The sequence below is a fragment of the Ancylobacter polymorphus genome, from assembly GCF_030813495.1.
Taxonomy (GTDB): domain Bacteria; phylum Pseudomonadota; class Alphaproteobacteria; order Rhizobiales; family Xanthobacteraceae; genus Ancylobacter; species Ancylobacter polymorphus.
In genome coordinates this window covers 75,496-94,310 of the sequence record NZ_JAUSUI010000008.1, presented here as the reverse complement: position 1 = coordinate 94,310, position 18,815 = coordinate 75,496, and the positions used below count along the sequence as shown (strand labels likewise).

Below are 18,815 nucleotides of genomic sequence, written 5' to 3'. Positions count from 1 at the left end.
GCCTACTCCTGCGCCAGGGCGAGGCGTGCGGCCCAGGCCTGCATCTGCGTCTCGAACGTAGTGGCGCCGGCGACGGCGACGATCTCGCCGCCCGTCCCGGCCTCGAAGCACACCGGCGCGCGCGGATCGAGCCGCGCCTGCAGCCCCTCAAGAAGGTCCGCCGGGCCACGCACGTGCAGCAGCGGCGTGGTGCCGTCGGCGAGCGCGCGGGTGATCGCGCTCGCCATGTCCGCGAGCACGCGCTCGCGCAGGGCGCTCGCGAGGAAGGGGGCGATCACCCGGCCGAGCCGGCTCGCGAGGTCCTCGCCCAACTGCTCCAGAGCCTCGGCCAGGGCCTGCGCCAGCGGCTCGCTCTCCGCCTGCGCCCAGGCGCGGCGCGCCTCGGCGAGCCGCTCCTCGGCCCGGGCGGCGTCCTCGGTGCGCTGCCGGTCGAAGCGGGCGCGGGCCGCGGCTTCACCCGCCGCCCGCCCGGCCGCCTCGGCTTCCTGCACCAGCAGGGCGAGGTCCGGCGCCGGGGGAGCGGCGGGGATCGGCGCCGCTATAGGCGACGCCGGATGCGGCGCGGCGGGACGCGCCGGCGCCTCGCCCGCGCGGGGAGCCGCCGGCTCGGCGGCGCGCGGGGCGAGGCCGGAATAATCGGGAAGATGGTCGATCAGCGCCCGCATCAGACCCGCGCCTCCTGCTGCAGCCACTGCCGCAGAATGGCGGCGGCCTGCTCCTCATCGAAATCGATGATCTGCTCCAGGCGCTTCTGCGGCGAACGGTTCATCTTGCTGGTGAGGTCCTCGATCAGGCTGACCGGCTCGGTGACGCCGGGGGTCATAGCGCCGCCGCCCTCGGGCGCCGGCAATTCGCCCATCGCCCCGCCCGTGCCGGCGAGCATGGCGGTCTCGATCAGTTCCGCTTCCTCGGGCCGGGCGACGATGGCACGCACGGCGGGGCGCAGGCCGAACCAGATCAGCAGGACGGCGACGATGAGAATGGTGGCGGCGTTCACCAGCGTGCCGGCCTGACGCATCAGCACTTCCGACCAGGGCAGCGCCGCCACGGGTTCGAGCTCGCCATTGCCATCGGCGAAACCGACGGCGGAGACCTTCAGCTTGTCGCCACGCGCCTTGTCGAAGCCGGAGGCGGCGGCGGCGAGCTGCTCGATCTCGTAGATCTGCGTCTCCAGCGGCACGGCGCCGTCGCCCGCCCCCTCCGCCGGCACCAGCCGGGCGCGGTTCACCAGAATGGCGATGGACAGGTTCTGCACGGTGAAGCCTTCGCGCACCGTCTCGGTGCTGCGCGAGGAAATCTCGAAATTGGTCAGTTCCTCGCGCCGGTTGGTCTCCTCATTGGAATTGTTGCCGGCATCCCCGCCGGCCGCCTGACCGGGTATGTTCTGCTGCACCGAGGCCGCCGCCTGCTTGGAACGGTTCTGCGACGTGCCGGTCTCCTTGACCACGCGCACCGAGCGCTCGGTCTTGGAGGCGGGGTCGTAGGTCGTCTCATTGGTGGTGACGCGGTCGATGTCGAGGCGCGAGGTGACGCTGATCTGGAAATTGTCGATGCCGAGATAGGGGGTGAGCGCGCGCCGGATCTTCGCCTCGGTCTCGCGGTTCATCTGCTCCTGCAGCATCGCCTTCTTGCCGGAGGAGGCATTGGCCGGATCGTCGCCCGAGGCGAGAATGGCGCCCTCGGTGTTGAGCACGGTCACCGCGTCGATCTTCATGCCCGGCAGGGCGGCGGCGACGAGATGGCGGATCGCCTCCGCCGAGGTGCCGTCCTCCGCGTTCTCGGTGCGGATCACCACCGAGGCCGAGGCGCTCTGTTGGTCGCGGCGGAAGGAGGCGCGGTCGGGCAGCACGATGTGCACCCGCGCCGCCTTGATGCCCTTCATGGTCTGGATGGTGCGGGCGAGTTCGCCTTCCAGCGCGCGCACCTTCGTCACCTCCTGCATGAAGGAGGTGAGGCCGAGCGAGTTCACGTCGTTGAACAGTTCGTAGCCCGAGCTGGAGCTCTGCGGCAGGCCCTTTTCCGCCAGCTGCATGCGCGCGCGCGCCGTATCGGCGGGGGCGACCAGCACGGCCGTACCATCGGCGTTCACGTCGAAGGAAATGCCGGCATCCTTCAGCGCGGCGCCGATGCGGGTCACGTCCTCGCGGCTGAGATTGGCGTAGAGCGTCTCGGTGGCGGGGCGGCTGAGATAATAGGCGCCGAGGCCGATGGCGGCGAGCACCGCCAGCCCGATCATGGCCAGCGCGAACAGGCGGCGGGCGCCGAGCTGCCGCAGATTGCTCAGAAGCATGTCGAGCTGCTGGCGTGCGAACATCTGCTCTCCCGCTCCCTAGATGATGCGAAGGGCCCTTGGCGCGGGCCGCGCGCGGGGCCCGCCAGTGGGGAGGGCCGTTCCGTCGGGAGGAGAGTGCGTCGGCGAGCTTGCCTGAGCGTTGCGCGGGGAAGCGCGAAAAAAAGGGCCACGCTCCTGGGAGGCGAAGCGTGGCCCAAGGCGCGCCGTGGAACACGGCGGCGGGGTCGGGGAAACCGGGCGCGAGCCCGGCCGTATCAGCCGCGGAACAGGCTGAGCACGCTCTGCGAGCTGGAATTGGCGATGCCGAGCGACTGAACGGCGAGCTGCTGCTGAGTCTGCAGCGCCTTCAGACGGGTCGACTCTTCTTCCATGTTCGCATCGACGAGCGAGCCGATGGCGCGGTTGTTGGCGTCCTGCAACGCCTGCACGAAGTTGGTCTGCGACTCGATACGGCTGGCCGTGGAGCCGAGGCTCGTGGACGCATCCGTAAGGTCGGTCAGGGCGGCATCGACGATCGAGGTGTAGTTCGCGATCTGGTCGAGGTCGTTCTGGCTCGAGGTCAGCTTGGAAATGTCGATATCCATGATCGAGCTGACCGTCGCCTTGCCGTTGGACGTGGCGGCCACGCGGGACTTGTCGAGAATGCCGAGGTTATCGGTACCCGAGGCGCCCAGCGAGTTCTTCAGCGCGAGAACCGCGCCGTCGAGGGCCGTCTTCTTCGTGGTTTCGGCGGTGGTGAAGGCACTGTCACGGGTGTTCTTCGCCGTCGCATAAGCGGCGTCACGGGCGGCCACAGCCGCGGCGTCCATGGCGCTGCCGGCGAAAGTCGTGTCGGCGGCCGCAATGTCGGTGTCGTAGGCCGTCGTCGCCGTGGTCTTCGCGGTGTCGTAGGCGGTCGTGGCCGTGGTGGCGGCGGTCGAGTAGGTCGCCGACGCCGTGGTCACCGCCGCGTCGACCGCGGAGTGAACGGTGGTGTTCGAATCCAGCAGCTTGAACTTGCTGGTGTCGATGTTGATCGTGTCGACCTGCACCGAGTCGCCGGTGCGGGAGAACGAGGCAACCACCGCCTTGTTGGCATTGTAGTTGGCTTCGCTCGAATCCACCGACAGCCAGTTGCTGCCGGAAATAACCGTGCTCTTGGCGTTGTTCTTCACCTCTTCGAGCAGGCTGCCGATTTCGGTCTGCAGCTTGGCGCGATCGGCGTCCGGGGACGCGGCGGTGATGAGCTTTTCCTTCACCTTCTGCAAGGCATTGCGGACGGTGTCGAGACCGGTGTTGACGGTATCGACCGAGGACTTGGCGAGGCCGAGCGAGTCCTTCACCGCACCGAGCGCACCGTTGTCGGAGCGGGTCGTGGTGGCGATGGACCAGTAGGCCGCGTTGTCCGACGCCGAATTGACGCGCAGGCCGGTGGAGACGCGGTTATTGGTCTCGTCGAGCGAAGAGTTGATGGTCCGCAGGGTCTGCAGGGCGACCATGGAGGACGTGTTGGTCATCAGGCTGGTCATAGGAATGTCCCTTGAGTTGATGTGAGTTTTTTCACGGGACATACCGGGCTTACACCGGCATGGCAGAGGCGGCATCATGCCTTTGATGATCGGGCCCGAAAGCGCGATCCGAGTGCCGGCCCTGAGCGGGCGGACAATCAATCTGCCATGAAACGACCTTCGCACGGCAAGCTTGCGCGAGGCTTGCATCCGGCACTGGGCCCGACAGCCCGATGCGAAGCCGGCAAAACGCCGGCGGGGCGGCCCGCTCGCGCGCACCGCCCCGCCCTGTTGTGAATCCGTCGATCTCTGAATTGCGTCAGTAGAACGAGCGCACCAGACCGCCCACCAGAAGATTCCAGCCGTCGATCAGGATGAAGAACAATATCTTGAACGGCAGGGCAATGACCGCCGGCGGCATCATCATCATGCCCATCGACATGACCAGCGTCGCCACGATCATGTCGATGATCAGGAAGGGCAGCATGATCAGGAAGCCGATCTCGAAGCCGCGCCGCAGCTCGGAAATCATGAAGGCGGGGATGAGGATGCGCAGCGGCACCTTGTCCTCCGATGCCGCCGGCGCCTGGCCGTTGGCGGCAGCGAGATCGGCGAAGGTCTGCAGGTCCTTGGGGCGCACCTGCGACATCATGAAGTCATGGAACGGCGCCGCCACCCGCGTCAGCGCCTCCTGCTCGGTGATCTGGTTCTCGGTCAGCGGCTGGATACCCTGCTGCCAGGCGCGGTCGAAGGTCGGGCCCATGACATAGAAGGTCATGAACAGCGACAGCGAGATCAGCACCAGATTGGCCGGCGTCGACTGCAGGCCGAGCCCCGAGCGCAGGAAGGACAAAGCGATGACCAGCCGGGTGAAGCTGGTGACGGTGATGAGCAGCCCTGGCGCCACCGACAATACGGTGAGCAGGGCGATCATCTGCACGATGCGCCCGCTCGCCGCCCCGCCGCCGGATTGCTGGAGCAGGTCGTTCAGCCCCGGCAGCGACTGGGCGAAGGCCGGCGCGGCGAGGACGACGCTGGCGAAAACGCCGGCAGCGGCGAGGCCGGCCACCGCGAGGGGCCGGGCGAAACGGCGGAAGAACGCGCTCATTGCACCACCATCGTCTCGATGATGAGTTCGTCGATCTTGCCCTCGGTGCGCAATTTGGCGCGCTCGTTCAAATCCTCGCGCAGGTGCAGGAGCCCGCTCGGCCCTTCCAGCTGGCTGAGCGAGAGCGTGCGCAGATAGCCCATGATGTCGTCGCGGATCTGCGCGACGGCGATCTTCGGGTCGGGCAGCGCGTCTTTCTTGAAGATGATCGCAGCCTCGATACGCACGAAGGTCTGCGAGGGCGCGGCGAGATTGGAGACGATCGCCTTCATCGGCTCCATCACCACATCGGTGCCGGCATATTTCAGCGGCGGCGTGTCGGGCTCCGGCGGCTTTTCCTTCGCCTTCTCGCTTACCGTCTTCTCGACGCTGGAGGCGAGCTGGATGCCGAGCCCGCCGCCGCCGCCGGCGGCGAGGAGCGTGAGGATGGCCAGCGGCACGATCAGCCCGCCACCGCTTTTCTTGTCGTCGCCTTTGACGGCGGCTGCCTTGGATGCCATGGCCCGCCCCCGTCAGAACGGCGCCACGACATCATAGATGCGCTGGCCCCAGGCGGGCTGCTGCACATCCATGAGCCGGCCGCGTCCACCATAGGAGATGCGGGCCTCGGCGATCTTGTCGTAGGAGATGAGGTTGCGGCCGGAAATATCGAGCGGATTGACCATGCCGGCAACGTTGAGCACGCGGACTTCGTAATTCACCAGGATTTCCTGCGAGCCGCTGATCATGAGATTGCCGTTCGGCAGCACCTCGGTGACCACGGCGGCGATCTGGACCTGCAGTTTTTCCGAGCGGTCGATCGACCCCTTGCCCTTGGCGGCGGTGTCCGAGTTCATGGTGAGGTCGCCCATGGCCGAGCCGGCCGCCCCGCTCCAGCCGAAGCCTTCGGCGGCGACGGCGACATCGAGCCCGGCCTGCTGCGCGGATTTGCGCGAACGGTCGGTCTGGTTGTCGAACTGGGCCTTGTCGTTCATGACGATGGTCACCGTCACCACATCGCCGACCTTGCTGGCGCGGATGCTGCGATAAATGCTCTGCGTGCCCTGGTCCCAGGTCGAGGCGAAGCTGCGCTTGGGCGGCGCGGGGAAGCTCATGGGAATGGGGTCGGTCGGCTGGTTGATGCCATAGCCGACCGGGGTGAGGCTCGGCCCGAAGGCCAGGCTGTCATAGGTCTTCTGGCAGCCGCCGAGCGCGAGCGCGACGAGGGACACCGTGAGGGGAAGCGTCGAACGGGTGCGTGTCACGATGATTTTCCATCCGGGGGCGGCGGGCGCTTGGCGATTCCCACCATCACGCCGGTGAGGCGGGCGGCGCGGGCCGGCTCCATCTCGTTGAGGATCGCGCTGGCGACGCGGGGATTCAGCTTGGCGAGGATGGCGACTGCGGGGTCGTCGCCCATGATGGTGAGCTGCGCGGCGGCGGCGTCGGGGCGCATCTGCGAGATGACCGCGATCACCGCCGCGTCCGCCTTGTTGAGGAATTCCTCGCGCCGTGTCAGCCACTTCTCGAATTCGGCGCGCTTGGCCTCCAGCCGGGCGATCCGGTCCTCGATGTCCTTTTCCAGCGCGGCGAGCGCCGCCCGCTGGCGGGCGAAGCGGGCATCGCGCACCGCGTCGACCATCGCCTCGCAATACTGGTCGGCATTGTCGCCCTTGGGCGCCGGCGGCGCCGGGCGCGAGGCGGCGATGGGCGCCGCGGCCTCCGGGGCCTGCGCCGGCTCCGCCCGCAGGCTCATCGCACCGAGAAAGCTGGTGCCAAGGGCGAGCGCGACGATGACCAGCGCCTTGACGATGCCGGCGCCGCCGTCGCGCCTCGGCAGCGGCAGGCGGCGGGCGGGTACCGTCCAGCCCACCGCCTCCGCCTCGTTATCCTCGCCGCCGGGCTCGCTGTCGCGGGCGGCGAAGCAGAGGGCGGCGGAAAGCAGCCCGAGCAGGCAGCCCACGGCGAGGGCGGCGAGATGCGAGACGACCAGTATCATGCTCATGCGGGAACTCCCGGCCGATGCGCCCTGCGGCGCTTACTGGATGACCAGCTCGGCTTGCAGGGCGCCGGCTGTCTTGATCGCCTGAAGGACGGAGATGATGTCCGTCGGCCTCATTCCCATACGGTTCAGACCTTGCACGAGGGTGTCGAGATCGGGGCCTCGCACCACGCTGAGATAGCCGCCATCCTGCTCGACCTGGACCTCGGTATTGGGCACCACCACCGTCTCGCCATAGGAGAACGGCGCGGGCTGGGAGACCTGCGGCGTCTCGGTGACGCGCACGGTGAGATTGCCTTGCGTGACCGCGACGGTGGAGATCTTGACGTTGCGCCCGATCACCACCGTGCCGGAGCGCTGGTCGATGACCACGCGGGCGGGCGCGTCGGTCTGCACCGCGAGATCGCCGACCATGGCGAGGAAGCGGGCGGCGCTGATGCGCGGGGGCCGCAGCACGACAATGGAGCGCTGGTCGCGCGCCAGCGCCGTCGGTCGCACCGGGCCGCCGATCTTGCCATTGTCGGTGACATTGTTGCCGAAGCGGGCATTGATGGCGTCGGCCACCCGGGCGGCGGTGGCGAAATCGGGGTTGTTCAGCTCCAGCACGAATTGCGGCAGCTCCGCCAGCTCCCCCGGCGCCGGCTTTTCCACCAGCGCGCCATTGGGGATGCGGGCGGCGGTCGGCACGCCCTGGGTCACGCTCTCGGCCTCGCCGGCGGCGACATAGCCGGTGACGGCGAGCTGGCCCTGCGCAACGGCATAGGTCTGGCCGTCGGCGCTGTTCAGCGGGGTGATGAGCAGCGTGCCACCCTTGAGCGAGGTGGCGTCGCCGAGGGAGGCGACATTGACATCGATGCGCCCGCCGACCCCGGCGAAGGAGGGCAGATTGGCGGTCACCGCCACCGCCGCGACATTGCGCGAGCGCAGCGGCACGCCGCGCGTGCTGATGCCGAGCCGGTCGAGCATGGACTGCATCGCCTGCTCGGTGAAAGGCGAGTTGCGCAGCGTGTCGCCCGTACCCTGCAACCCGATGACGAGGCCGTAGCCGATCAGCTGGTTGTCGCGCACGCCCTGCACGTTGGTGATGTCCTTGATGCGGGTCGCCGCCCCGGCCGCCGGGGCGAAGGCGAGCACCAGCAGCAGCGCGCACAGGCCGCGCCCGCTCAGCAAGCGCCGTGTCCAGCCGATCATGGCGCGGTCACCTTGACCGAGCCGTCGGCCTGCACGATGCCGGCGACGACCTTGCCGCTGTCGGCGTTCTTCAGCTTCACCATCGCGCCGAGCGCGCCGGATTCGAGCGGCACGCCGATCGCGCGGATGCTGAGTCCGTCCTGCTCGAAGCGCAGTTCGGTGGCGACGCCGCGCGTCACCAGCTGCGCCTCCGCGACGGCGGCGACGGGAATGGCGTTGCCGGCCGCCAGCGGGCGGCGCGCCACCTTGCCGACCAGCTGGCCCGGATTGACCGCCAGCGGGTATTGGTGCGCCATCGAGACCGGGAAGGCGCGCTCGCCCAGCATGGCGGCGGTGATGGTCTCGCCCGGCGCGATATTGGTCGCGGCGACCGGCAGGCTGATCTGCTCCGGCGCGGCGACGGCCGCCGGCGCGGGCGAAACCGGGGCCGGCGCGGACGGCGCGTCGAGGCCGGACACCGTGTCGGCGATGGGCCGCTGGCGCGCGGTGGCCGGAGCCTGCGCCAGGGCCTGCTCCAAGGCCGGCAGCGTGGCCGACAGAACGGCGCAGGAAAGGGCGAGGGCGCGCACGCCCCCCGGCAGCAGCCGATTCATCGCAGATGTCCTTGTTTAGCGGATGCCCTTGGCAACCGTCGCCGCCATCTCGTCGGCGGCCTGGATCACCTTGGAGTTCATCTCATAGGCGCGCTGCGCGGTGATGAGCTCGGTGATTTCCTTCACCGGATCGACATTCGAACCTTCGAGATAGCCCTGGTGAATCTTGCCGAAGCCGGCATCGCCGGCAACGCCGGTGACCGGCTGGCCCGAAGCGGCGGTCTCGCGGTAGAGATTGTTGCCGATCGGCTCCAGCCCGCCATCATTGGCGAAATTGGCGAGGCTGAGCTGGCCGAGCAGCTGCGGGTCCGCCTGCGCCGGGGTCTTGGCGTAGATGTTGCCGGTCTCGTTGATGACGATCTCGGTGGTGTCGGCGGGAAAGGTGATGGCCGGCTGCACGACATAGCCGTCATTGGTCACGAGTTCGCCGGCCGGTCCCTTGCTGAAGGAGCCGGCGCGCGTATAGAGCGTCTCGCCGGTCGGGCCGGTGATCTGGAACCAGCCGCGCCCGTTGATTGCCATGTCGAGCGGGTTGCCGGTCTGGGCGAGCGGGCCCTGCTGGTGCAGGTTGCGCACCCCGAGCGTGCGCACCCCGAGGCCGACGAGCGCCCCCTCCGGGATCGGCAGGCCGCCTTCCGCATTGGGCACGCCCTGGGCGCGCTCGGCCTGGTAGAGCAGGTCGGAGAACTCGGCGCGGGCGCGCTTGAAGCCGGTCGTGTTGATGTTCGCGATGTTGTTCGCGATCACCTCGACATTGGTCTGCTGCGCGCTCATGCCGGTGGCGGCGATGGCCAGTGCTTTCATGTCGGCGTCCTCGGGGCAGCCTCGGACAACGCGGCGACGGCGCCGCCCGCCGGGAATGCGGGAAACAGGGGGCGGAACGAGGTGTCGCGGGCGGCGCTAGATCGCCATCCGCGAGATTTCCTGATAGGCGGCGACCACCTTGTCGCGCACCGCCAGCGCGGTCTGCAGCGTGGTTTCGGCCGCCATGATGGTCTGCACCACATGCTGCACGGAGGCCTTGCCCTGCAGGCCGGTGATGGCGGCGGCTTCCGCGCCCTGCAACGAGCTGACCGCCTGGCCGGAGATGTCGGCCAGCATGTCGGAAAAGCCGGTGCCCGCCGCCGGCCGAACCGCCGAGGCGGCGGAGCTGGCCGCCGTGGAGGCGGTGCCGCCCACCCCGCGCAGGGTGGAGATCGAATTGAGCGCGTCCATCATCAGCCGGCCCTCAACAGGTCGATGGTCATGGAAATCATCGAGCGTGCCTGCTTCATCATCTGGAGATTGGCGGAATAGGAACGGCCGGCCTCGCGCAGGTCCGCCATCTCCATCAGCACATTCACATTGGGCAGCTTCACATTGCCGTCGGCATCGGCGGCCGGGTTGCCGGGGTCGTGCTCGATGGTGAAAGGCGTGGTGTCGTCTGTGGCGATGGCGCGGATGGAAACGCCGGGCCCGGCGCCGATGCCTTCCGGCACGCCCATATGCACCGTCTTGCGCCGGTAGGGATCGGCGCCGGGCGTTGAGCCGGTGGAACGGGCATTGGCGATGTTCTCGGACACCACCCGCATGCGGGTGGACTGCGCCTCCATGCCGGAACTGGCGATGGTGGAAATGGACTTCAGGGAATCGATCATCAGGCGTTCCTCACACTGGCGAGCACCATGCGGTGGAAGGCGCGCACGACGCTCGTGTTCAACGTAAAGGCCCCGCTGGTTTCGGCGGCTTTGACCATCTGCTGGTCGAGGCTCACCGTGTTGCCGGATTCGGAGACTTCCCAGCTATCCGCCGGCTTCACCTCGGCGCGCATCGCCTCGGCACCTGCCGGAGAGAGATGCCCGACGGAGGTGCGCGCCTGGGTCAGATGGGTGCGGTCGAGCACCATGGAGAAGGGCTCGACATCCGCCGCCCGGTAGGCCGGCGTATTGGCATTGGCGATGTTCGCGGCGATCGTCGCCTGCCGCACCGACGCCCATTCGGCGTGGCGGGCGGTGAGATCGAACAGGAAGATCTTGTCCACTGGGGTCTCCGCATTCCTACGCGCGGACCATAGGACGAGAACCTTGCACGAGGCTGGAGCGTTCAGTGCTCGCTGAGCCGGGCCGCCGCCAGCGCCGCCTCGAAGCGGCGGAGATTCTCGCTCTCCGAACCCGTCGCGGTGGCGAACTCGATGGCGTCGATGTGCACGCCGACCGAATTCTCGTCGAAGACCACATGAAAAGCCGTCGTCATCGCCGGCTGGCGGAAGCTGAGCGCGATGGAAACATGCGGCGGCGCGCCCCAGTCGCTCTCGATCACCGCATGGCGGTCATAGCTGAGCTGGCCCGGCTTGAGGAAAAGCTCGGCCGAGGAGGCGATGAGGTCGTCGATGTTACTGTCCTGGCCGCTGTTGATATAGGCCATCACCACCCCGGCATTGGTCAGGCACAGCTCGGTGAGAAAACCGCGCAGCGCCTCGGCCAGCCGTTTTTCATAGGTGAGCAGCGACAGTTCCGGCAGGCTCGCGATGTCGAGACGGCAAGGCCCCTCATTTCCGCGCATTTTGGCCTCGCGAGTAGATGAAGAAGAGAATCTTGGCGACCGGCCGGTAGAACTCCGCCGGAATCCACTGGTCGACCTCCACCGCCTCATAGAGCGCCCGCGCCAGCGCGCGGTCCTCCACAACAGGCACGCCGGACGTTTCGGCGATGGAGCGTATCTTCAGGGCGATCAGGTCGACGCCCTTGGCGAGCACCAGCGGCGCCCCGCCCTTCACCCGGTCATAATGCAGGGCGATGGCGTAATGGGTCGGGTTGGCGATGACGAGCGAGGCGCGCGGCACCGCGCTCATCATGCGGTGGCGGGCGCGTTCCTTGGCCAGCGAGCGCATGCGCGCCTTGACGATCGGGTCGCCCTCGGCCTGCTTGAACTCCTCCTTCACCTCCTGTTTGGTCATGCGCAGCTCGGCGCGCCAGCTCAGCCGCGACCAGACGAGATCGATGCACACCAGCGCGATGGTGGCGACGCAGACGGCGGAGACCAGCCGCACCGCAAGGCCGAGCAGCATGGAGGGAACGAGCGTCGGGTCGCTCGACATGGCGCCCATGATGCTGTCCTTGGCGGAGAGCAGCAGCATGACGCAGATCGCCGCGACGGCGCCGAACTTGAACAGCGATTTCAGGAATTCGACCTGGCCGTGCCGGCCGAAGATGCGGGTGAAGCCGGAGGCCGGCGAGACGCGCGACCATTGCGGGCGGATGCGCTCGCCGACGAAACGCGGCATGTTCTGCGCCAGCGAGGCGACGAGGCCGAAGGCGGCGAGCACCAGCGCGATCGGCAGCAGGAAGCGGGCGGCAAGGCCGAAGGCGAGCCAGAACAGCTCCAGCGCGTCCTCGCTGCCGGCGATGCGGAAGCCGCCGGGATTGTCGATCAGCCGCGCCATCCCCTCGGTCAGCAGCGTGACCTGCGGGCCGGCGAAGAAAGACAGGCTGACGAGAATGCCGAGCAGCGAGGCGAAGAGCGGGGCTTCGCGCGAAAACGGAACCTGTCCCTTTTCCAGCGCGTCGGCGATCTTCTTCTCGCTCGCCTCCTCGGTTTTGCTCTCCTTGTCATTATCCTCGGACATGGCGGCCCCCGGGGTGGCCTGACCTAGCGCACATAGGCTTCGTCCTCGCCGCCGGCGTTGAGCTCGATCTCGCCGCGCCCGGCCATTTCCAGCGCCATGTCGGTAATGGCGCGGCGGGCCTCGTGCACGTCGCGGTGCGAGGCCGGCTCGCTGCTCATCAGCTCCTGCTCGACCATGCGCCGCACGCGCGAGCCGAGCGACTGCAGGATGACCTCGCGGAACTGCGCGTCCGTGCCCTTCAGCGCCATCACCGTGCGGTCGTTCGGCACCTGGTCGAACAGCGCCGTGCGGGCGCGCGGCGGCAGCGAGATGATGTCGTCGAAGGTGAACAGCAGCCCCTTGAGGATTTCCGCCGATTTCGGCCGCGTGCTCGCGAGGCTGGAGAGGACGTTCTCCATGTCGTCGCGCTCCATCTTGTTGATGATGTCGGCGATGCGCGCATGGGTGTCGGCGCCCGCATTGCGGGCGAGGTTCACCATGAAGTCTTCATGGATGGTGTTCTCGATGATGCGCATCGTCTCGTCGACGATCGGCTTGAAGCCGAGCATGCGGCGCATCACGGCGTTGCGCATCGCCTCGGGCAGATGGCCGAGCACCTTGGCGGCGCAGGACGGCTTGACCTTGGACAGCACCAGCGCCGCGATCTGCGGGTGTTCCTTGATCACATAGGCCGCGATCGTGCCCTCGGAAACGCCGGAAATCCGGTCCCAGATGCTGTGATTGGTCGAGCCGAGAATGTCGGTCATGATCGCGGAGATCTGCTCGGGGGGCAGGACCCCGTCGAGCAGGCGCTCCACATCGCTGGGCGAGCCGACCACATTCGCCCCGGCGACGAACTGGGTGGCGAATTCCTCGATGGCGAGTTCGACCTGCGCGGTCGATACCGGGCGCATCTCCGCGATGGCGCGGGTGATCGCCTTGATCTCCTCGGGCTGGAAGTGCTTCATCAGCCGCGCCGCCACCGGCCGGCCCATGGTCATGAGCAGTGCGGCGACGCGGTCGGAACCCTGTAGCGGGCGGGCCACCCGGGTGACGGCGGACATGCGCGCTCAACCGTCTCAGCGCGAGAGATCGGCACCGGACGCGCCGACGATCTCGGTCAGCGACACGCCGAAGCGGGAATTGTCCTCGTCCACCACCACGACTTCGCCGCGGGCGATGATGCGGCCATTGACGACGATGTCGACCGGCTCGCCGACGCGGCGGTCGAGCGGCACGATGGCGCCACGGCCGAGCTTCATCAGCTGCGCCACCGGCAGGTGCGCCGAGCCCAGCACCACCTGCAGCGTGACCGGCACGCGCAGCAGCGATTCGAGTCCACGGCCGCCGAAGCTTTCCTCAACCGTGCCGCTGGCCGACAGCACTTCCGGGGCGAAGGTTTCGTGGCTCATCCGCGCGGGTCCTTGTTAACGGGGGTGGGGAGAATGGCGGCGGCCTCGGCGCGGGCGCGGTCCAGCCGGGCGACCAGCGCCTCCGCCTCGCCGATGCGCGTGCACAGCGCGGAAATCAGCTCGCGGCTGTCATTGTTGAGCAGGGCGACGGCATCGCGCGCCTCGCCCAGCGCCGCGGCGCTGTCATGCAGCGCCAGCCGGTAGTGGCGCCCGACCGTCGAGAGCTCATTGAGCTTGCGATACATCAGCACGACGCAGCCGCTCGTCACCACGAGCGCCACGAACAGCACCGCCTCAGCGGGGGAGAATGTCATCGATGAACTCCTGATCGAGGTCGACCGCCTCTTCGATACGCAGCACATAAGACCCTTCAGCTTGCCCGAGGCTGCACCAGAACAGCGGCTGCTCGACGCTCTCCAGCTTGACCCGGCTGCGCGGCGTCGCCTGCAGCGGCAGAATCTGCCCGACTTCCAGCTGCGCGGCGTCGCCGAGCGTGATCTCGCGTTCTTCCAGCACCGCGCGCAGCCGCACCTCGGTGCGCTGCACCTCGCCGCGTATGTGCTTGGTCCAGATCGGGTCGCGCGGGGAGGATTCGCCGGCCGTGGTGCTGGCGAGCTGCTGGCGCAGCGGGGTGAGCGCGCCCTGCGGGATCAGCACGAACATCTCGCCGCCGCGATTGAGCGCCTGCAGCAGGAATTTGGCACAGATGGCGAGGTTGTTGCGCCGGCCCACCACCGCGAAATCCATGCGGGTTTCCTGGCGCTGGAACTTGAAGCTCACCTGGCTCACCAGCGCGAAGCTGCCCTGCAGCGCCTTGGCCACCTGTTCGAACAGGGCGATGGCGATGCGCAGCTCGATATTGGAGAAGGAGCGCTCGTCATCCACCGGCGGCTCGGAGCCGTCGGCGCCGAACAGCACCTCGACCATGCTGAACACGAAGTCGCGGTCGAAACCGACAATGACGTGGCTGTCCCATTCCGGGGAGTGGAACACGCCGACGATCGCCATGCCCTCATAGCTGTCGAGCACGTCGCCGATGCGCCCGCTCTCCACCTGGCTCAGCGAGTAATAGGCCTGCGAGGAGGCGAGCTGGCGCAGGCTCTCCGCGCACAGCGTCGCCATGCGGTCGAAGATGACATGCAGCATCGGCAGCTTGTCGAGCGAGAGCCCGGCAGCGTCGAGCAGGAGGTCGCGAATATCGGCCGGCGTGCCGGCGGAGGGGGTGGCGCGCATGTTCATGTGATCAGGCTGCCTGAGGAACGGCCGAGAGGTTGGGCACGTTGGAGATGGCTTCCGCCTCGACCTCGTCGATGCTCGGGCGCTCGGAGGAGGAGATGGTCTTGCGCCCGTGTTCGAGCGCGATCTGCGGCAGCGCCCCGTTCATGTAGGCGATGAGCGACTGCTTCACGATAATGAAGGGCTGGACCTGCTTCTCGCGCATGATCTTGATGTAGTGCGCCATCGGCCCGAGGATCGCGTAGGAGGTGTAGATGCCGATCAGCGTGCCGACGAGCGCCGAGGCGATATAGTGGCCGAGGATTTCCGGCGACTGGTCGATGGCGCCCATTGCCTTGACGATGCCGAGCACCGCCGCACAGATGCCGATGGCCGGCATGCCCTCGGCCACCGTGCTCAGCGCCCCGGCCGGCTTGGTCTTGTATTTCTTGATGGTCGAGATTTCCTGTTCCATCAGCCCCTCGATCTCGTGCGAGCGGGCATTGCCGATGACGATGAGCCGCGCATAGTCGCAGATGAACTGCGTCAGCTCCTTGTCCTTGAGAATGTCCGGGAAGTGCTGGAACAGCGCGGAATTGGCGGGGTCGTCGATGTGCCCCTCGACCTCATTGCGCGGACGGGTGCGCAATTCGCGCATCAGCGCATAGAGCAGGCCGAGCAGGCCGAGGAAATCCTTGCGCTTGGGCGCCTTGCCGGCGAAGGCCTGGCCCAGCGCCTTGCCGGTGTCCTTGACGGTCGACATCGGGTTGGCGATGAGGAAGGTGGCAAAGGCGATGCCGAAAATGATGACATATTCAAAGGGTTGCCAAATCACTTCGAGATGGCCGCCCATCGCGACGAAGCCGCCTCCGATCGAGGCAAACCCCAGGACGATGCCAATCAGAATGAACAATGCCGACCCCTCCGTTGTTGACTGAGGGTCTAGGCAAGCAAGATTGCGCGAGGCTGGCCCTGCCCGGCCCGACGGCGCGGAAGCCCGGCGCAAGCTTGCCGCGCCAGGGTGGCGACCGGACCGGAGCCGGGAACCGCCATGACCACCACCTTCGCGACCTTCCAGTCGCTCACGCGCAACATGACCCGCACGCTCTCGCTGAAGGCGGCGGAGCCTTCGGTGGCGCTGGAGACCAAGCACTTCCTCGCCACCATCCCGAAGATCAAGACGGTCGACGCCTTTCTCAAGAACACCCGCGTCTTCACCTATGCGATGAACGCCTTCGGGCTCGGCGACATGGCCTATGCCAAGGGCTATATGCGCAAGGTGCTGACCGAGGGCATCGTCGACCCCAAATCCTTCGCCAACCGGCTGAATGACGAGCGCTTCACCGCCTTCGCCAAGGCGTTCGACTTCGACAATTACGGCCCGCTCACCACGACGCGCCCGGCGGCGCGGCAGGACGTGGTCGACGCCTATGTGCGCCAGAAGCTCGAAGTCGATGCCGGGGCGGAAAATGAGGGCGTGCGGCTCGCGCTTTATTTCCAGCGCGAGGCGCCCAAGGTGAAGTCGGCCTACGGGCTGCTCGCCGATCCCGCGCTGTGGAAGGTGCTGAAGACCGTCTATGGCTTTCCCACCGCGATGGCCTCCGCCGACATTGAGAAGCAGGCTTCCGCCGTCACCCAGCGCCTCAAGCTCGCCGATCTGCAGGACCCGACCAAGCTCGACCGGCTGATCCGCCGCTTCACCGCGCGCTGGGATGCCGACCAGGGCGTCGCCGCCTCGCCGACGCTGGCGCTGTTTCCGGCCAATGGCGTCGGCATGCGCACCGGCATGGCGCTGCTGAACCTCAAATATGGAGGCTGATCCATGCCGAGCCTTTATGTCCCGCTGGCGGCGCAGCTTGCCACTGAACGGCGCATGGCGACCATCGCCAACAATGTCGCCAATATGAGCACCCCCGGCTTTCGCGCCGAGGCGATCAAGTTCGAGCACCTGCTCTCCACCGCCGGCGACCAGGACGTCGCCTTCGTCTCCGAGGGCGAGACCTACACCTCGCTCGCCGCCGGACCCGTCAACTACACCGGCAACCCGCTCGACGTGGCGCCGCAGGGCGACGCCTGGTTCGCGGTGCAGACCCCGAACGGGCGCGCCTATACGCGCGACGGGCGGCTGCATATCGCCCCGACGGGGGAATTGCTCACCGTCGACAACCTGCCGGTGCTCGATGCCGGCGGCACCGCGATGCTTGTCGACCCCGCCGGCGGCGAGATCCGCATCGGCGCCGACGGCGCGATGACCCAGGGCGGCAACCGCGTCGGCACGCTCGGCCTGTTCACCCTGCCGGCGGGGGCGAAGCTGGAGCGCCAGGGCAATGCGGTGATCCCCGACCGCCCCGGCCTGCCGGTGCAGGACTTCTCCAGCCTCGGCATCCGCCAGGGCTATGTCGAGGGCTCGAATGTCGACCCGATCCTGGAGATGACACGGCTCATCGCCGTGCAGCGCACCTTCGAGATGGCCGCCCAGGCGGTGCAGCAGAGCGAGGACCAGACCTCGGAGACCATCCGCACGCTGGGGCCGTCCTGAGATGAACGCGCTGGCGCGGCTGGAAGCGGCGGTTCAATCCGGGCTCGACGATCTGCCCTTCGTGCGCGTCTCCGGCACGGTGCGCGAGGTCACGCCGACGCATTTCCGCGTCTCGGGCCTGTCCTCCCATCTCACGCTCGGCGCCTGCGTGTCGGTGGAGGCCAATGGCCGCCATCTGATCGGCGAGGTGGTGCGGCTCGATGAGGGCGGCGCCACGGTGAAACCGTTCGACGAGCGGGTGCCGATCGGCCTCGGCGCGCCGGCGCATCGCGCCCGCCCCCTCGCCTTCCGCCCGCATGAGGAGTGGAAGGGCCGGGTGATCGGCGCGCTCGGCCAGCCGCTGGACGGGCTCGGCCCGCTCACCCTCGGCGACGAGGCGCGCGAATTGGAGGCCGATCCGCCGGAAGCGATGAGCCGGGCGCGCATCCACAAGCCGCTGCGCACCGGCGTGCGGGTGATCGACCTGTTCACCCCCATGGTCGAGGGCCAGCGCATCGGCATCTTCGCCGGCTCGGGCGTCGGCAAATCCACCCTTCTCGCCATGCTGGCGCGCTGCGAGGGCTTCGACACCATCGTGGTCGCGCTGGTGGGCGAGCGCGGGCGCGAGGTGCGCGAATTCCTCGAAGGTCCGCTGGCGCCCAACCGCCACCGCTCGGTCGTGGTGGTGGCCACCAGCGACGAGAGCGCGATGATGCGCCGCCTCGCGCCGCGCGCCGGCTTCGCCGTGGCGGAATATTTCCGCGATCGGGGCGAGCAGGTGCTGCTCATCATCGACAGCGTCACCCGCTACGCCCATGCCGCGCGCGACGTGGCGCTGGCGGCGGGCGAGCCGGCGGTGGCGCGCGGCTATGCGCCGAGCGTGTTCAGCACCCTGCCGCGCCTTTTGGAACGCGCCGGCCCGGGGCCGGAGGGCAAGGGAGCGATCTCCGCCATCTTCTCGGTGCTGGTCGATGGCGACGACCATAACGACCCGGTGGCCGACGCGGTGCGCGGCACGCTGGACGGCCATATTGTGCTCGACCGCGCGATCGGCGACCAGGGCCGCTTTCCCGCCGTCAATGTGCTGCGCTCGGTCTCGCGCCTCGCCGATCTCGTCTGGAGCCCGGAGGAGCGGGACCTGATCCGCCGCCTGCGCAGCCTCATCGCCCGCTTCGAGGACACGCGCGACCTCAGGCTGATGGGCGGCTACCACCCCGGCGCCGACCCCGAGCTCGACCAGGCGGTGAAGGTGGTGCCGCGCATCTACGAGGCGCTGTCGCAATATGCCGACGCGCCGCCGAGCCGCGAACCCTTCGCCGAACTCGCCCAGGCGATACGAGGCTAGCCATTCGCGGCTAACCCTGCGCGGCTCGCCAGACGCGGCCGTGCCAGGCGCCGCGCACGCCAGTCTCGCACAAGCCAGACAGGGTCAAC

The 18,815-nt window shown here is 68.1% G+C and carries 23 protein-coding genes; 3 read left to right on the top strand and 20 right to left on the bottom strand.

Annotation, left to right across the window (positions count from 1 at the left end):
- Positions 1-2: 2 nt before the first annotated feature.
- From J2S75_RS17970 to motA, 20 genes are all read right to left on the bottom strand, one after another.
- Complete coding sequence (locus J2S75_RS17970; RefSeq protein ID WP_307021879.1) at positions 3-665, bottom strand: hypothetical protein; 663 nt, start codon at positions 663-665, stop codon at positions 3-5.
- On the bottom strand, positions 665-2,314 hold the full coding sequence (fliF, locus tag J2S75_RS17965; protein WP_307021877.1) for a flagellar basal-body MS-ring/collar protein FliF: 1,650 nt from the start codon (positions 2,312-2,314) through the stop codon (positions 665-667). Before fliF ends, J2S75_RS17970 begins: the two co-directional genes overlap by 1 nt.
- A 233-nt stretch (positions 2,315-2,547) precedes the next feature.
- Positions 2,548-3,801, bottom strand: coding sequence for a flagellin N-terminal helical domain-containing protein (locus J2S75_RS17960; RefSeq protein ID WP_307021875.1), 1,254 nt, complete (start codon positions 3,799-3,801; stop codon positions 2,548-2,550).
- 298 nt (positions 3,802-4,099) lie between these two features.
- The gene (gene fliP / locus J2S75_RS17955) at positions 4,100-4,888 is read right to left on the bottom strand and encodes a flagellar type III secretion system pore protein FliP (protein ID WP_307021874.1); all 789 of its coding nucleotides are present in this window, start codon (positions 4,886-4,888) and stop codon (positions 4,100-4,102) included.
- Positions 4,885-5,388 carry a flagellar basal body-associated FliL family protein gene (locus J2S75_RS17950; protein ID WP_307021872.1) on the bottom strand — a complete coding sequence of 168 codons (504 nt, stop codon included), beginning with the start codon at positions 5,386-5,388 and terminating at the stop codon, positions 4,885-4,887. Before J2S75_RS17950 ends, fliP begins: the two co-directional genes overlap by 4 nt.
- 12 nt (positions 5,389-5,400) lie before the next feature.
- Complete coding sequence (gene flgH, locus J2S75_RS17945; protein WP_307021870.1) at positions 5,401-6,132, bottom strand: flagellar basal body L-ring protein FlgH; 732 nt, start codon at positions 6,130-6,132, stop codon at positions 5,401-5,403.
- Entirely contained in the window at positions 6,129-6,872 is a 744-nt protein-coding gene (locus tag J2S75_RS17940; protein ID WP_307021868.1) for a MotE family protein, read from the bottom strand. The genes flgH and J2S75_RS17940 overlap by 4 nt, the downstream gene beginning before the upstream one ends.
- Positions 6,873-6,905: 33 nt before the next feature.
- Positions 6,906-8,060: a flagellar basal body P-ring protein FlgI gene (locus tag J2S75_RS17935; protein ID WP_307021866.1), complete on the bottom strand. Its 1,155-nt coding sequence runs from the start codon at positions 8,058-8,060 to the stop codon at positions 6,906-6,908.
- A complete protein-coding gene (flgA, locus tag J2S75_RS17930; protein ID WP_307021864.1) occupies positions 8,057-8,653 on the bottom strand; it encodes a flagellar basal body P-ring formation chaperone FlgA in 597 nt (198 codons plus the stop codon). The genes J2S75_RS17935 and flgA overlap by 4 nt, the downstream gene beginning before the upstream one ends.
- 15 nt (positions 8,654-8,668) lie before the next feature.
- Positions 8,669-9,457 (bottom strand): flagellar basal-body rod protein FlgG, encoded by a 789-nt coding sequence (flgG, locus tag J2S75_RS17925; protein WP_307021861.1) that lies wholly within the window; start codon positions 9,455-9,457, stop codon positions 8,669-8,671.
- Positions 9,458-9,553: 96 nt separating this feature from the next.
- Positions 9,554-9,871, bottom strand: a complete 318-nt coding sequence (gene fliE, locus J2S75_RS17920) for a flagellar hook-basal body complex protein FliE (RefSeq protein ID WP_244450440.1) — start codon at positions 9,869-9,871, stop codon at positions 9,554-9,556.
- On the bottom strand, positions 9,871-10,290 hold the full coding sequence (gene flgC / locus J2S75_RS17915) for a flagellar basal body rod protein FlgC (protein WP_307021859.1): 420 nt from the start codon (positions 10,288-10,290) through the stop codon (positions 9,871-9,873). Before flgC ends, fliE begins: the two co-directional genes overlap by 1 nt.
- Positions 10,290-10,673 (bottom strand): flagellar basal body rod protein FlgB, encoded by a 384-nt coding sequence (gene flgB / locus J2S75_RS17910; RefSeq protein WP_307021857.1) that lies wholly within the window; start codon positions 10,671-10,673, stop codon positions 10,290-10,292. The genes flgC and flgB overlap by 1 nt, the downstream gene beginning before the upstream one ends.
- 62 nt (positions 10,674-10,735) lie before the next feature.
- Positions 10,736-11,194, bottom strand: coding sequence for a BspJ family T4SS effector nucleomodulin (locus tag J2S75_RS17905; RefSeq protein WP_307021854.1), 459 nt, complete (start codon positions 11,192-11,194; stop codon positions 10,736-10,738).
- Positions 11,181-12,257, bottom strand: a complete 1,077-nt coding sequence (locus tag J2S75_RS17900) for an EscU/YscU/HrcU family type III secretion system export apparatus switch protein (RefSeq protein ID WP_307021853.1) — start codon at positions 12,255-12,257, stop codon at positions 11,181-11,183. The genes J2S75_RS17905 and J2S75_RS17900 overlap by 14 nt, the downstream gene beginning before the upstream one ends.
- A 23-nt stretch (positions 12,258-12,280) precedes the next feature.
- Positions 12,281-13,300, bottom strand: a complete 1,020-nt coding sequence (locus J2S75_RS17895) for a flagellar motor switch protein FliG (RefSeq protein WP_307021850.1) — start codon at positions 13,298-13,300, stop codon at positions 12,281-12,283.
- 15 nt (positions 13,301-13,315) lie between these two features.
- Positions 13,316-13,648: a flagellar motor switch protein FliN gene (gene fliN / locus J2S75_RS17890; protein ID WP_307021848.1), complete on the bottom strand. Its 333-nt coding sequence runs from the start codon at positions 13,646-13,648 to the stop codon at positions 13,316-13,318.
- Positions 13,645-13,962, bottom strand: a complete 318-nt coding sequence (locus J2S75_RS17885; RefSeq protein ID WP_307021846.1) for a hypothetical protein — start codon at positions 13,960-13,962, stop codon at positions 13,645-13,647. The genes fliN and J2S75_RS17885 overlap by 4 nt, the downstream gene beginning before the upstream one ends.
- A complete protein-coding gene (locus tag J2S75_RS17880) occupies positions 13,943-14,887 on the bottom strand; it encodes a flagellar motor switch protein FliM (RefSeq protein WP_307021844.1) in 945 nt (314 codons plus the stop codon). Before J2S75_RS17880 ends, J2S75_RS17885 begins: the two co-directional genes overlap by 20 nt.
- 4 nt (positions 14,888-14,891) lie before the next feature.
- Positions 14,892-15,776, bottom strand: coding sequence for a flagellar motor stator protein MotA (gene motA, locus J2S75_RS17875; protein ID WP_307021842.1), 885 nt, complete (start codon positions 15,774-15,776; stop codon positions 14,892-14,894).
- A gap of 138 nt (positions 15,777-15,914) precedes the next feature.
- Here motA and J2S75_RS17870 point away from each other — a divergent pair, with 138 nt between their 5' ends.
- The 3 genes from J2S75_RS17870 to fliI are packed head-to-tail and all read left to right on the top strand — an operon-like array spanning position 15,915 to position 18,726.
- Positions 15,915-16,682 (top strand): DUF1217 domain-containing protein, encoded by a 768-nt coding sequence (locus J2S75_RS17870; protein WP_307021840.1) that lies wholly within the window; start codon positions 15,915-15,917, stop codon positions 16,680-16,682.
- Between the two features lie 3 nt (positions 16,683-16,685).
- On the top strand, positions 16,686-17,402 hold the full coding sequence (flgF, locus tag J2S75_RS17865) for a flagellar basal-body rod protein FlgF (RefSeq protein WP_307021839.1): 717 nt from the start codon (positions 16,686-16,688) through the stop codon (positions 17,400-17,402).
- Position 17,403: 1 nt separating this feature from the next.
- Positions 17,404-18,726 carry a flagellar protein export ATPase FliI gene (fliI, locus tag J2S75_RS17860; protein ID WP_307021838.1) on the top strand — a complete coding sequence of 441 codons (1,323 nt, stop codon included), beginning with the start codon at positions 17,404-17,406 and terminating at the stop codon, positions 18,724-18,726.
- The last annotated feature ends 89 nt before the right edge of the window (positions 18,727-18,815 follow it).